The organism is Pseudomonas sp. RA_15y_Pfl2_54 (assembly GCF_963971015.1).
GTDB lineage: Bacteria > Pseudomonadota > Gammaproteobacteria > Pseudomonadales > Pseudomonadaceae > Aquipseudomonas > Aquipseudomonas baetica_A.
Genome location: NZ_CAXAPN010000020.1, coordinates 26,671 through 38,871, shown reverse-complemented (window position 1 = coordinate 38,871; position 12,201 = coordinate 26,671). Strand labels below are relative to the sequence as shown.

At 59.6% G+C, this 12,201-nt stretch carries 13 protein-coding genes; 2 read left to right on the top strand and 11 right to left on the bottom strand.

The genetic code is table 11. The features are described from left to right. Positions 1-25: 25 nt before the first annotated feature. The 8 genes from AACY50_RS15990 to pcaR all read right to left on the bottom strand — a co-directional run bounded on the left by AACY50_RS15990 (position 26) and on the right by pcaR (position 8,354). Positions 26-1,321 carry an MFS family transporter gene (locus AACY50_RS15990; RefSeq protein ID WP_339430670.1) on the bottom strand — a complete coding sequence of 432 codons (1,296 nt, stop codon included), beginning with the start codon at positions 1,319-1,321 and terminating at the stop codon, positions 26-28. Between the two features lie 113 nt (positions 1,322-1,434). Continuing rightward, positions 1,435-2,001, bottom strand: a complete 567-nt coding sequence (gene pcaG / locus AACY50_RS15985; RefSeq protein WP_339430669.1) for a protocatechuate 3,4-dioxygenase subunit alpha — start codon at positions 1,999-2,001, stop codon at positions 1,435-1,437. A 1-nt stretch (position 2,002) separates the two neighbouring features. After that, positions 2,003-2,707 carry a protocatechuate 3,4-dioxygenase subunit beta gene (gene pcaH / locus AACY50_RS15980; protein ID WP_339430668.1) on the bottom strand — a complete coding sequence of 235 codons (705 nt, stop codon included), beginning with the start codon at positions 2,705-2,707 and terminating at the stop codon, positions 2,003-2,005. 36 nt (positions 2,708-2,743) lie between these two features. Next, positions 2,744-3,949: a 3-oxoadipyl-CoA thiolase gene (gene pcaF, locus AACY50_RS15975; protein ID WP_339430667.1), complete on the bottom strand. Its 1,206-nt coding sequence runs from the start codon at positions 3,947-3,949 to the stop codon at positions 2,744-2,746. Continuing rightward, positions 3,946-4,728, bottom strand: a complete 783-nt coding sequence (locus AACY50_RS15970; protein WP_221731475.1) for a CoA-transferase subunit beta — start codon at positions 4,726-4,728, stop codon at positions 3,946-3,948. The genes pcaF and AACY50_RS15970 overlap by 4 nt, the downstream gene beginning before the upstream one ends. Next, complete coding sequence (locus tag AACY50_RS15965; protein ID WP_339430666.1) at positions 4,725-5,582, bottom strand: CoA transferase subunit A; 858 nt, start codon at positions 5,580-5,582, stop codon at positions 4,725-4,727. Before AACY50_RS15965 ends, AACY50_RS15970 begins: the two co-directional genes overlap by 4 nt. A gap of 288 nt (positions 5,583-5,870) precedes the next feature. After that, positions 5,871-7,217, bottom strand: coding sequence for an MFS transporter (locus AACY50_RS15960; protein ID WP_339465965.1), 1,347 nt, complete (start codon positions 7,215-7,217; stop codon positions 5,871-5,873). Positions 7,218-7,511: 294 nt separating this feature from the next. Next, positions 7,512-8,354 (bottom strand): pca regulon transcriptional regulator PcaR, encoded by an 843-nt coding sequence (gene pcaR / locus AACY50_RS15955; protein ID WP_339430664.1) that lies wholly within the window; start codon positions 8,352-8,354, stop codon positions 7,512-7,514. A 650-nt stretch (positions 8,355-9,004) separates the two neighbouring features. Here pcaR and AACY50_RS15950 point away from each other — a divergent pair. Next, positions 9,005-9,205 carry a hypothetical protein gene (locus AACY50_RS15950; protein WP_221731414.1) on the top strand — a complete coding sequence of 67 codons (201 nt, stop codon included), beginning with the start codon at positions 9,005-9,007 and terminating at the stop codon, positions 9,203-9,205. A 375-nt stretch (positions 9,206-9,580) separates the two neighbouring features. After that, the gene (locus tag AACY50_RS15945) at positions 9,581-11,056 is read left to right on the top strand and encodes an inorganic phosphate transporter (RefSeq protein ID WP_339430663.1); all 1,476 of its coding nucleotides are present in this window, start codon (positions 9,581-9,583) and stop codon (positions 11,054-11,056) included. A gap of 239 nt (positions 11,057-11,295) precedes the next feature. Here the strand turns inward: AACY50_RS15945 and ccoM are convergent, their stop codons facing one another. The 3 genes from ccoM to AACY50_RS15930 form a co-directional block, all read right to left on the bottom strand. Further along, a complete protein-coding gene (gene ccoM, locus AACY50_RS15940; RefSeq protein ID WP_003222396.1) occupies positions 11,296-11,409 on the bottom strand; it encodes a cytochrome c oxidase subunit CcoM in 114 nt (37 codons plus the stop codon). A 146-nt stretch (positions 11,410-11,555) separates the two neighbouring features. After that, positions 11,556-11,717, bottom strand: a complete 162-nt coding sequence (locus AACY50_RS15935) for a hypothetical protein (RefSeq protein WP_339430662.1) — start codon at positions 11,715-11,717, stop codon at positions 11,556-11,558. 93 nt (positions 11,718-11,810) lie between these two features. After that, positions 11,811-12,152, bottom strand: a complete 342-nt coding sequence (locus tag AACY50_RS15930; RefSeq protein ID WP_221731416.1) for an aspartate-semialdehyde dehydrogenase — start codon at positions 12,150-12,152, stop codon at positions 11,811-11,813. Between the last annotated feature and the right edge of the window lie 49 nt (positions 12,153-12,201).

Here is a 12,201-nt window from a genome sequence, read left to right as displayed (position 1 = left end):
GCCACATTGGCCCGCGCGTTTCGGGTTAGAGGTCGTGGTGCAAATATTTAGCCTGTTTCGGCAAGCGCAGGCTGAACAGGAAGGCCACCGCCATCATCAGCGTAACGTACCAGTAGAAGGCGTTTTCCATGCCGCCGGCTTTCAGGCTCAAAGCGACGAATTCCGCCGAACCGCCGAAGATCGCGTTCGCCACCGCATACGCCAGGCCAACGCCAAGGGCGCGCACCTCGGGCGGGAACATTTCGGCTTTCACCAGACCGCTGATCGAGGTGTAGAAACTCACGACGGCCAGTGCCAGCGTGATCAGCACAAAGGCCAGGAACGGGCTGCTGACGCTTTTGAGCGTCAGCAGAATCGGCACGGTCAACAGCGTGCCGAGCGCGCCGAACCAGAGCATCGAATGACGTCGGCCAATCTTGTCGGCGAGCATGCCGAACAGCGGCTGCATGCACATATACAGGAACAGTGCGCCGGTCATGATGTAGCTGGCGGTCTTGGCGTGCATGCCAGCAGTGTTCACCAGGTACTTCTGCATGTAAGTGGTGAACGTGTAGAAAATCAGCGAACCACCCGCGGTGTAACCCAGCACAGTAATGAACGCCGCTTTGTGGTCACGGAACAACGCGGTGATGCTGCCGGCGTCCTTGTTTTCACGCATTTGCTTGCTGCTGGTTTCTTTCAGCGAACGTCGCAGCAGCAAGGAAATCACCGCCGCCGCCGCGCCGACCACAAACGGAATCCGCCAGCCATAAGCACGCAGGTCTTCTTCCGTCAGGAACTGTTGCAGGATCACCACCAGCGACACCGCCAGCAATTGCCCGCCAATCAACGTCACATACTGGAACGAGGCGAAAAACCCGCGCTGCCCCTTGAGCGCCACTTCGCTCATGTACGTCGCCGTGGTGCCGTACTCGCCGCCCACCGACAGCCCTTGCAGCAACCGCGCGAACAACAGCAGCAACGGCGCCCATACGCCGATGGTGTTATAGGTCGGCAGACAGGCGATGAGCAACGAGCCGAAGCACATCATCAGTACCGAGATCATCATCGAGGCCTTGCGGCCCTTCTTGTCCGCCAGACGACCGAAGATCCAGCCACCAATCGGTCGCATCAGGAACCCGGCGGCGAACACGCCCGCAGTGTTGACCAACTGCACCGTGGGGTTGTCGGAGGGGAAAAACGCCGGGGCGAAATAGATCGCGCAAAAGGCGTAGACGTAGAAGTCGAACCATTCGACAAGGTTGCCGGACGAGGCACCGACGATGGCGAAGATACGCTTGCTGCGCTCTTCGCCAGTGTAATGGGAAGTGATGGTTGTCATTGTTTTTCATTCAATAGGGACAGTGAGAGTCTAGACATACTTTGCAACACTCCCGTTCCACAGAGATATCCGTCCCCCGCAGAGCGCGGGGACGATCAGCGGGGAGGCGTTCTTCAATAATCGAAGAACACCGTTTCGGCGTCAGTGCCTTGCAGAACCACATTCCACTGATAGACACCCGCCGCATCCGGCTTGGCCAGCAATGTCCCACGGCGCTCGGCCGGTACGCATTCGAGCAGTGGATCATTCACGTTCGCCGGGTCGCCCTCGAAGTAAATCCGCGTCAGCAAGTGCTTGACCAACCCGCGAGCAAACACCAACACCACCAGATGCGGCGCCTGGGTCGAGCCCTTCAAACCCTCGACCGTGCCCGGTTTGATCGTGGTGAAACGAAAGCGTCCTTCGGCATCCACCGGTACGCGGCCGAAACCTTCGAAGTGCGGGTCCAGCGGTTTGTCCTGTTCGTCTTCCGGATGGTCGTATTTGCCGGCCGCATTGGCTTGCCAGACTTCGAGCATGGCGTCGTTGACGATGTCGCCGTTGCCATCGACGACTTGCCCGGTGATCGCCACGCGCTCGCCGAGGGTTTGTTCGACGGCCAGGTTCTCGCGGTTCAGCCAGGTCAGGCCGATGTGGTAATACGGCCCGACGGTGTGGGACGTGGTTGCAGTCAGGGTCATCTTATTTCTCCATCGGCGTGGCTTCACGGCCGCGCAGCACGATGTCCCAGCGGTAACCGAGAGCATAGGAAGGAATGGTTTTTTCCAGATCGAAAGCAGCGATCAGACGCTCCTTGGCCGACGTGTCCGGTACACAGTTGTAGATCGGGTCGTAGGCCAGCAGCGGATCGCCGGGGAAATACATCTGCGTCACCAGCCGGGTGAGGATGCTCGGCCCGAACAGCGAAAAGTGGATGTGCGCCGGGCGCCAGGCATTGTGGTGGTTGCCCCACGGATAGGCGCCGGGCTTGATGGTCTGGAACTGGTACCAGCCGTCGGCGTCGGTCACGGTGCGGCCGGTGCCGGTGAAATTCGGGTCCAGCGGTGCGTCGTGCAGGTCGCGCGGGTGGTTGTAGCGACCGGCGGCGTTGGCCTGCCAGATCTCCACCAGAATCCCCGGCACCGGCAGACCGTTTTCGTCCAGGACCCGGCCGTGGATGATGATGCGCTCGCCCTGCGGTTCGCCGCTGTGCTGAGCCGTCAGATCGTTGTCGGTTTCAGCCACACGCTCGGCACCGATGGTCGGCCCGGTGATCTCCGACAACGAATGTGGCAGATACACCAAAGGCTTCGACGGCGAGCGCAAATTGGTGGATTGGTAGGTCGGGTGCAGGTACTCAGGCTGGGTGCCTTCCTGCGGGCGACGGTAACCAGGCTTGTCAGTCATTTCGCTTTCCTCAGTTCTTTTTCTTGCCGCTGCGCGTCAGACGCGCTCGATGGCCAGGGCCAGGCCTTGGCCGACACCGACGCACATGGTCGCCAGACCTTTCTTGCCACCGGTCTTTTCCAAGTGATGCAACGCAGTCAGCACCAGCCGCGCACCGCTCATGCCCAACGGGTGCCCCAGGGCAATCGCGCCACCGTTGGGGTTGACCTTTGCGGCGTCATCCGCCAGCCCCAGTTCACGCAGCACCGCCAAGCCTTGGCTGGCGAACGCTTCGTTGAGCTCAATCACGTCGAAATCGCTGACCGCCACGCCGAGCCGTTCGATCAGTTTACGAACCGCTGGCACCGGGCCGATGCCCATCACCCGAGGGGCAACGCCGGCACTGGCCATGCCCAGCACTTTGGCGCGGGCAGTCAGGCCATGTTTTTTCACGGCGTGAGCCGAGGCCAGAATCAACGCCGCGGCGCCGTCGTTAACGCCCGAGGCATTGCCGGCGGTGACGGTTTTGTCCACGCCGTTGACCGGTTTGAGTTTGGCCAACGCTTCAAGTGTCGTGTCCGCACGCGGGTGTTCATCCTGACTGACCACGGTTTCGCCCTTCTTGTGGGCGATCCGCACTTCGACGATCTCTTCAGCGAAGTAGCCGGCGGCCTGCGCGGCGGCAGTCCGTTGCTGGCTGCGCAGGGCGAAAGCGTCCTGATCCGCACGCGACACTTTATAGTCGTCGGCAACGTTATCAGCGGTCTGCGGCATCGCATCGACGCCGTACTGAGCTTTCATCAAAGGGTTGATGAAACGCCAGCCAATCGTGGTGTCTTCCAGTTTCATGTTGCGTGAGAACGCCGCGTCAGCCTTGCCCATCACGAACGGCGCGCGGGACATCGACTCGACGCCGCCGGCAATCGCCAACTCCATCTCACCGCTGGCGATGGCGCGGAACGCCGTACCAATCGCATCCATGCCCGAAGCGCAGAGACGATTGAGCGTTACGCCCGGAACGGTTTCCGGCAAGCCAGCCAGCAGCAGCGCCATACGTGCGACGTTACGGTTGTCTTCGCCGGCCTGGTTGGCGCAGCCGAGGAATACCTCGTCGATCGCGCTCCAGTCCACAGACGGATTGCGCTCCATCAGAGCCTTGATCGGCACGGCGGCGAGATCATCGGCACGCACGGCAGACAAACCACCGCCGAAACGGCCGATGGGCGTACGAATCGCATCGCAGATATACACATCACGCATCATGCTTCTCCCGGTGCCTGGCCATGGGCGGCGGCGGTGCGCGCTTCGAGATCACGCAGCGCGGTCAGTTCGACGTCAGTCGGTGCCGCAGTCGTTTCAACGTCGTCGGCAAACCGGATCGCCCAACCGGTGGCGGCAACCACTTGCTCGCGGGTGACGCCCGGATGCAGCGCGGTGACCACGAACTCGTGAGTCCCCGCTTCCGGCTCCATGATGCACAGGTCGGTAATGATGCCCACCGGCCCGGCCCCCGGCAGGCCCAGACGCTTGCGTGAATCGCCACCCTCGCCATGACCGACTGAGGTGATGAAGTCGAGCTTGTCGACAAACGAACGCGCCGACTGTTTAAGGATGATCAACACACTCTTCGCCGAACCGGCAATTTCCGGCGCGCCACCGGCACCCGGCAAGCGCACTTTCGGCGCGTGATAATCGCCAACCACGGTGGTGTTGATGTTGCCGAAACGGTCCACTTGCGCCGCGCCGAGAAAACCGACGTCGATGCGCCCGCCCTGCAACCAATAGCGAAAAATCTCACCGGTCGGTACGACGGTGTCAGCGGTTTCCGCCAACTCACCGTCACCGATGGACAGCGGCAACACACTGGGCTTGGCGCCAATCGGGCCCGATTCGTAAATCAGCACCACGTCCGGCGATGACGTCAGGCGCGCCAGGTTTGCCGCTTTCGACGGCAGGCCGATGCCGACGAAGCACACCGAACCGTTCTTCAAGCGACGGGCCGCCGCGACGGTCATCATTTCGTTGGTGGAGTACGTCATTATTTGGCCTCCGAAGCAGCGGCCAACTTGGCCTGGAACTCGCTGAAGTCAGCGCAGCCATGGATGTATTCGTTGATCCATGCGGTAAACGTCCCACGGTCACGGGCGATCGGATCCCACGCCTGATAGAAACGATTGTCGCGTTCGGTGTAACCGTGGGCGTAGGACGGATGCGCACCGCCCGGTACGTGGCAAACCGCGCTCAGGGCCCAGGTCGGCAGGACACAGGCGTTCATCGGAGCCTTGAGGTCGTCGACGATTTCTTCCACGGTGACGATGCAGCGTTTGGCTGCCAGTGCCGCTTCTTTCTGCACACCGAGAATGCCCCACAACAGAACGTTGCCTTGGCGATCGGCTTTCTGCGCGTGGATCACGGTCACGTCCGGCCGTACCGAAGGCACGGCTGCCAGCACCTCACCGGTAAACGGGCAAGTGACGGACTTGATCAGTGGATTGACCTTCGGCAGGTCGGAACCGGCGTAAGCCCGCAGCACCGCGAACGGCAGGCCAGAGGCGCCAGCCACGTAAGCATTGGCCAGGTCGGCATGGCTGTGTTCTTCGATTTCCAGTGGGTGCGGCCACTGTTTCTCGACCGCGTCACGCAGACGGTGCAGCGAACCCACACCGGGATTACCGCCCCAGGAGAAAATCAGCTTGCGTGCACAACCGGCGCCGATCAGTTGGTCGTAGATCAGGTCAGGCGTCATCCGCACCAGCGTCAGATCTTTCTTGCCCTGACGAATGATTTCATGACCCGCTGCCGTAGGGATCAAGTGGGTGAAGCCTTCGAGCGCGACCGTGTCGCCGTCGTTGACGAATTGCTTCACCGCGTCGTGCAGCGAAAGGATCTCAGCCATGGAGCGGGCTCCCGTTTTTGTAATGAATCGCCAGTGATAAAAAGGCGCGAGGTTCAGCGCCGGAGTCACTGCAGATTAAGCCTGGGAAAATCGCCAAACAATCCGATAATCGACTGAGTGTTCGTTTATCGAACAGATTGTTATCACCCTAACAATCGGCCGCAAAAGCTTCGCCGAAACGCCGCTCGGAGCAAGCCCGCTCCCACAGGTTGAAATGCATTCCAATGTGGGAACGGGCTTGCTCGCGAAGAGGCCAGAACATCCAACAAATATTCTTACCCTTTAAACTCACGTCGCATCCGCGTGACTGACCATCCCTTTGATCAGCACTGCCGCCGTCGCCAACGCCGCCGGAATCACCAACGCCGTCAAAACCTGCTCAAAGTTCCAGCCCAGGCCCAACAGCGTCGCGCCCATCCAGGCCCCGAGAATCGCGCCAAAACGACCAATCCCCAGCATCCACGACACCCCGGTCGCCCGCCCTTGCGTCGGATAAAACCGCGCCGCCAGCGAAGGCATCGCCGATTGCGCACCGTTCACGCACATCCCCGCCACCAGCACCAGCGTCGCCAGCAATGTGATGTTGCCCAGGCTCTGCCCTACCGCGTAGGCAAACACGCCGGCCAACAGGTAGAACGTGCCGATGACCTTGTGCGGATTGAACCGATCCATCGCCCATCCCACAGCGACCGCGCTCAACACGCCGCCGAACTGGAACAACGCGCCAATGAACGCTGCCTGCTCCATGCTCGCGCCACTGTCACGCATTAGCGTCGGCAACCAACTGGTCAGCAGGTAAACGATGACCAGGCCCATGAAGTAGGTCAGCCACAGCAGCAGCGTGCCTGCGCTGTAGGTGCCAGAGAAAATCACCGCGAACACGTTGCGGGCCTTGACGGTTTTCTGTTCCGGCACGCTGAAGCTTGAGGCCTGGGCGACGACGACAGGATCAATCGGTGCCAAGGTCTTGCGCACCTTGTCGGTGCCACGGTTACGCACCACCAGATAGCGCGCCGACTCCGGCAGCCAGAACAGCAATACGACAGCGAGGATCAGCGGCAGAATCCCGCCGATCAGCAACAGGCTGTGCCAGCCGAACGCTGGAATCAGTTTTGCCGAAATGAATCCACCGCCAGCCATACCCAGGTTGAAGCCGCAGAACATGCTGGTCACCAGCAGCGACTTCTTGCGCTCCGGGGTGTATTCCGAGAGCAGCGTGGTGGCGTTGGGCATCCCGGCGCCAAGACCCAGACCGGTCAAGAAGCGCAGCACCAGCAGTTGATCGAGATTACTGCTGTACGCCGACGCGAGGCTGAATGCACCGAACAGCAGGACCGCGCCCACCAGTACGACTTTTCGCCCAAAACGGTCAGCCAGCGGGCCGGAACCGAGGGCGCCAAACACCATGCCGATCAACGCAGCGCTCATCACCGGGCCGAGGCTGGCGCGATCGATGCCCCAGTCCTGGGACAACGCCGGGGCAATGAAGCCCATCGCGGCGGTGTCGAGACCATCGAGGAACACAATCAGAAAACACAGGATCACCACCCGCCATTGATAGCGCGAGATCGGTTGGGCATTGATGAAGGTCTGCACGTCGAGGCATTGACCTACAGCGGACTGAGGCTGGTTCATTATTTTTATTCCACGCAAAAAACGCAGTCGAACGGCGGCCGGCCACAGAGCGGCACGGTCACAAGAATAGAAGGTGTGAATCAGGCGTTGCGGTGAACCCGGCAATACGGGCTGAAGCTGTGACAGTCGGGGAACGTGCACATGGAGAGTTGCCTCTTGTCATTATTATGGGAGTCGGCAGTCCGGCGAGGCCATTGACGTCAGCGCCGGATGACGCTGCCGCGACATTAATGATCCGAGGGTTTTAGCGTCAATTCGATAAACGCAACACTGTGCGTTTATCGAACAGCTTCATCAGGCGAACAACTGCGCACTGAGGTCGCGACTGGCACTGAGCAGGCCTGGCAGGAAGCGCTGTTCCAGCTCGCTGCGGCTGACGCGGCCGGCGTGGGTACTGACGTTGAGCGCCGCCACCACTTGGCCTGATGCGTCGTAGACCGGCACCGCAATCGAACGCAGCCCTTGCTCCAGTTCCTGGTCGACGATGCACCAGCCCTGCTGCCGCACTTCTTGCAGGCATTCGAGCAACGCCTGGGGCGTGTGAATCGTGCGGCTGGTCTTGGCCACCAGTTCGGCGTGGTCCAGGTATTCACCCAAGGTCGTGTCGTCCAGCGCGGCCAGCAGAATGCGGCCCATTGAAGTGCAATAGGCCGGCAGGCGCCCGCCCACTGACAAATCCACCGAAATCAGCCGTTGAGTCGTCGCCGAACGGGCGATGTAGAGAATGTCGTCGCCCTCCAGCGTGGCCATGTTGCAGGCTTCGTGCAGTTGCTCGCTCATACGGTCGAGGTAGGGCTGAGCCGAGACGGCGAGCGGCGTCGAGGACAGATAAGCGTGGCCCAGGGTCAGCACTTTCGGCAGCAACGAGTAGGTACGGCCATCGGTGGTGGCGTAGCCAAGCTTGATCAAGGTGTGCAGGCAACGGCGCACGGCAGCGCGGGGAATTTCCGTGCGGTGGCTGATCTGGGCGATGGTCAGGTGCCGCTTGCGCTCTTGAAACGCCTGCACCACGGCCAGGCCACGGGCTAGCGAGGTCATGAAATCCGGATCGCCCGTCAACGCCTGGATCCGCTTGGCCGGCGAGGCGACGATCGGCGGCGCCACGGAGGTGAAGGAGTTGCGCATTTGATCGTTCATTTCAGGTCCTTTATCCGGCTCGGATCAGTGGTTATACAAACGGCTCGCGGGCCAATACACAAGCAACGCCCCTCAAGATCGGGCGATTATCGAACCGCCGACCGATAATCGCAACAAACCCGCAGGCCCGCATCACCGCTTGATCCGCTCGCCCAACTTCGCTGACACACTCAATCGCCCCCTTAGTTGATCGAGTAAATGGCGCCAAAAACAGAACGCGTGGCAAATAACGATTTACCTGCACTTCAACTAGCGACAAAAGTTGCGAGTAACAAAACAATCACACATCCAGAACCGTTTTTAACTTGGCAAAGATAGTCATTCCTGAATCGGCCGCTATAATGCACCCCAGTGAGGCCGCGTTTTTTTAATCAGCAAGGTCGCCACTGGCTTTCGCGATATCCATCGTCGTCAGCCCCAGCCAGCGCTTGACGCTCATTATTCATGCAACGCCAGCGCTCGCTGAAACAGGAAACTGATGCTGCGTCAGTTTTAATCTGGTGCCGTAGCCGCCTGTAACACGGAAGTCTTGATCGCCCTGCCGATGCCACCAATGCCTGTTCAGGCGTGGCGCGCTCGACGGGTCTGTTCAATTGATTCGTTGCAGTGCGTTTCACCAGATATTTATCTCAACTCAAACAGGTAGCACTGTGACGAAAGACGAACTGCGCGCGGAACTTGAGCGCCAGGAACAACGTTACAAGGAAGTTTATGGCGGGGAAGTCACCACCTACGCCGCTCAGCCCGAACCGGAGCGCAAGCCTTGGCGTAAGCGCGCCACCGTTCAGGATCAGGTCTTCAAACAAGAGATTGAAAAGATCGAAAAGGAACTCAAAGCCGAAGAGCCATGAGCCACGGGTTTTGATTATTTCGAAGGTCGCGTGCGCACCGGCTACAAGCGCGGTGTATCGACGATGCCTTGCCCGCCCGCTATCCGCGGGCAGCGGCGGCTATGCACCGCCCTACAGACCAATGGCATGCTTCAGACAGGTTTCAGAGATATTTCAGACAAGCGTTTGAGCCTGCGACACTGCCTGAAAAATGCTCACCATCAGCAATATTCACCAATAAAATCAATGACTTGAAAAACCCTCCATAACACTGGGTTTTAACGCCCTGCAACAAATTAAATAGAAGAAGAATGTTACCAATGAGCAGGTAGGGCATCGATTTCGAGACTTTTCTGGCATAATCGCGCCCCCTTACGACCGGGTCAGAAAACCTTCATGATCGATTTATTCAGCGGACTGGATGCTTGGGTGCTTGTGAGCCTCTTGCTCGCCCTGACGTTTGTCCTCGCCTTCGAGTTCATCAATGGATTTCATGACACCGCTAACGCGGTAGCCACTGTTATCTACACCAAAGCCATGCCGCCTCATCTGGCGGTGTTCTTTTCCGGTGTGTTCAATTTCCTCGGCGTGCTGCTGGGCGGCGTTGGCGTGGCGTATGCCATTGTTCACTTGCTGCCGGTTGAACTGCTGATCAACGTGAACACGGGCCATGGCCTGGCAATGGTGTTCTCGTTGCTCGCCGCGGCTATCGCCTGGAACCTTGGCACCTGGTACTTCGGTATCCCCGCCTCCAGTTCCCACACCTTGATCGGTTCGATTCTCGGTGTCGGTCTGGCCAATGCCCTGATCAACGATATTCCGTTGGCCGACGGGGTTAACTGGCAGAAAGCGATCGATATCGGCGCCTCGCTGGTGTTCTCGCCAATGGCCGGTTTCCTGGTTGCAGGCCTGGTGCTGGTTGGCCTGAAATGGTGGCGCCCGCTGTCGAAGATGCACAAGACACCGGAACAACGCCGCAAGATCGACGACAAGAAGCACCCGCCATTCTGGAATCGCCTGGTGCTGGTGATGTCAGCCATGGCCATGAGCTTCGTGCACGGCTCCAACGATGGTCAGAAAGGCATCGGCCTGATCATGCTGGTCCTGATCGGTATCGTGCCTGCTCAGTTCGTACTCGACCTGAACAGCACCACTTACCAGATCGAACGTACCCGCGACGCCACCCTGCACCTGAGCCAGTTTTACCAGCGCAACGCCGAAACCCTCGGCGAGTTCCTGGCCCTGGGTAAAAGCGTCGAAGGCGACCTGCCGGAGAAATTCCGCTGCAACCCGCAGCAGACCGAACCGACCATCTCCGCCCTGCTCCACACCCTCAAGGGTGTAGCGGACTACCATTCGCTGCCGGCCGACAGCCGCATCGAAGTGCGTCGCTACCTGCTCTGCCTGGACGACACCGCGAAGAAAGTCGCCAAGCTGCCGGGCCTTCAGGCTCGCGAAAAAGCTGATCTGGACAAACTGCGTAAAGACCTGACCACCACCACCGAATACGCCCCGTTCTGGGTCATTCTGGCGGTCGCCATGGCCTTGGGTCTGGGCACCATGGTCGGCTGGAAGCGCGTAGTAAAGACCATCGGCGAGAAGATCGGCAAGCAAGGCATGACCTATGCACAGGGCATGTCAGCCCAGATCACCGCCGCATGCATGATTGGCCTGGCCAACATCTTCAGCCTGCCGGTGTCCACCACCCACGTTCTGTCCTCGGGCGTGGCCGGTACCATGGTCGCCAACAAAAGCGGCCTGCAAGGCGGGACGGTGAAAACCATCCTGCTGGCATGGGTGCTGACCCTGCCGGCAACCGTGGCACTGTCGGCCGGATTGTTCTGGCTGGCGTCCATGGTGCTGGGTAGCTGATAGGCAGCGAAAAATGAAAAAGGCGCGATTCGAAAGGATCGCGCCTTTTTTGTTCATCTCGGGAAAAAGGTCACACGGGCAGAGATTGTGCGATTGGACGGGCCTCTTCGCGAGCGAGCCAGCCCGCACACATTTCAAACCGCATACACCAGGGTGGGTCCACAGGCCGCCAGGCACACAAAAAAAAGGGCAACCGAAGTTGCCCAAAATGCCTTGCGTGCTCGTCAATCCAGAAGAACCTACTTCTTGCGCTTGTTCGCATCCTTCCAGATAAAAAATCCAAACCCTGCAAAAAACAGAACCATGAGGCCCACTGTGAGGACTCCGGCAAACACCACGTTATCGAAAAACATGACTGGCCTCCTGGCCCCTGCTCTGCTGCGATGGAGCTAAGTTAACCAATCAGGCAGGCGCAGAAATTGACCGGGGTCAATGCCAATGAAGAAGGGGAGTAAAGGCGGGAAAATAACTGACCTGCATCAAAGGATGCAGGGGGAGATCAACGCTTTTTCGGTTTGTTTTTCGACTTTTTCCTGGCTTTTCCCAACGGCATGGCCTGTTCGAAGGCATTGCGCACTTCATTCAGACGCTTCTCGTTGAGGTCATGCACGCGTTTGGCGCGTTCGGTACTGAGGTCGATCAGTTTGTCGTCTTGGCTCATGGCGTTCGATGCATCGCTTGAAGAAAACACAACTGCCAGATCACCGGCAGGACTGCGTCAATAATGCCGCCTGACGTCAGCGCTGACCAGCCATCAGATCTCGATATCAACCCACATGCCCTGACGCGGTTGATCTTCCATCAGCGGCACCACCGGCACGGTGTTGTCGGCATTGAGTTCTGTGCCTGGCACGGCGAGATGTTCTTCGGGGTCTTCATCCGCTTCGCGGCGGCGACGCTCGCGCTCCTGCTGACGGCGCTGTTCCTCGCGCAATTGCAGCGCGGCCTCTTCCGGGTCGCGCTTTTGCAGGTCGATCGTGCTTTCGCTGGAGCTTTCCTGCACCGGCACCACCGGTGGAATGTCCGGGCGCTGGCGGATCGGGTCCTGCTGGGAAGTGATCGGCACAGCGCTCAGGGGGAGCATCGGTGGCAGCATATAGAGGGTCTCCTGTCAGCAGGCTATCGGCTTGAGCGATCACGGCTTG

What these genes read in the sequence shown, in the direction of transcription:
- AACY50_RS15990 (WP_339430670.1), bottom strand. Translation starts at nt 1,321, where the DNA reads ATGACAACCATCACTTCCCATTACACTGGCGAAGAGCGCAGCAAGCGT.
- pcaG (WP_339430669.1), bottom strand. Translation starts at nt 2,001, where the DNA reads ATGACCCTGACTGCAACCACGTCCCACACCGTCGGGCCGTATTACCAC.
- pcaH (WP_339430668.1), bottom strand. Translation starts at nt 2,707, where the DNA reads ATGACTGACAAGCCTGGTTACCGTCGCCCGCAGGAAGGCACCCAGCCT.
- pcaF (WP_339430667.1), bottom strand. Translation starts at nt 3,949, where the DNA reads ATGATGCGTGATGTGTATATCTGCGATGCGATTCGTACGCCCATCGGC.
- AACY50_RS15965 (WP_339430666.1), bottom strand. Translation starts at nt 5,582, where the DNA reads ATGGCTGAGATCCTTTCGCTGCACGACGCGGTGAAGCAATTCGTCAAC.
- AACY50_RS15960 (WP_339465965.1), bottom strand. Translation starts at nt 7,217, where the DNA reads ATGAACCAGCCTCAGTCCGCTGTAGGTCAATGCCTCGACGTGCAGACC.
- pcaR (WP_339430664.1), bottom strand. Translation starts at nt 8,354, where the DNA reads ATGAACGATCAAATGCGCAACTCCTTCACCTCCGTGGCGCCGCCGATC.
- AACY50_RS15945 (WP_339430663.1), top strand. Translation starts at nt 9,581, where the DNA reads ATGATCGATTTATTCAGCGGACTGGATGCTTGGGTGCTTGTGAGCCTC.
- ccoM (WP_003222396.1), bottom strand. Translation starts at nt 11,409, where the DNA reads ATGTTTTTCGATAACGTGGTGTTTGCCGGAGTCCTCACAGTGGGCCTC.
- AACY50_RS15935 (WP_339430662.1), bottom strand. Translation starts at nt 11,717, where the DNA reads ATGAGCCAAGACGACAAACTGATCGACCTCAGTACCGAACGCGCCAAA.
- AACY50_RS15930 (WP_221731416.1), bottom strand. Translation starts at nt 12,152, where the DNA reads ATGCTGCCACCGATGCTCCCCCTGAGCGCTGTGCCGATCACTTCCCAG.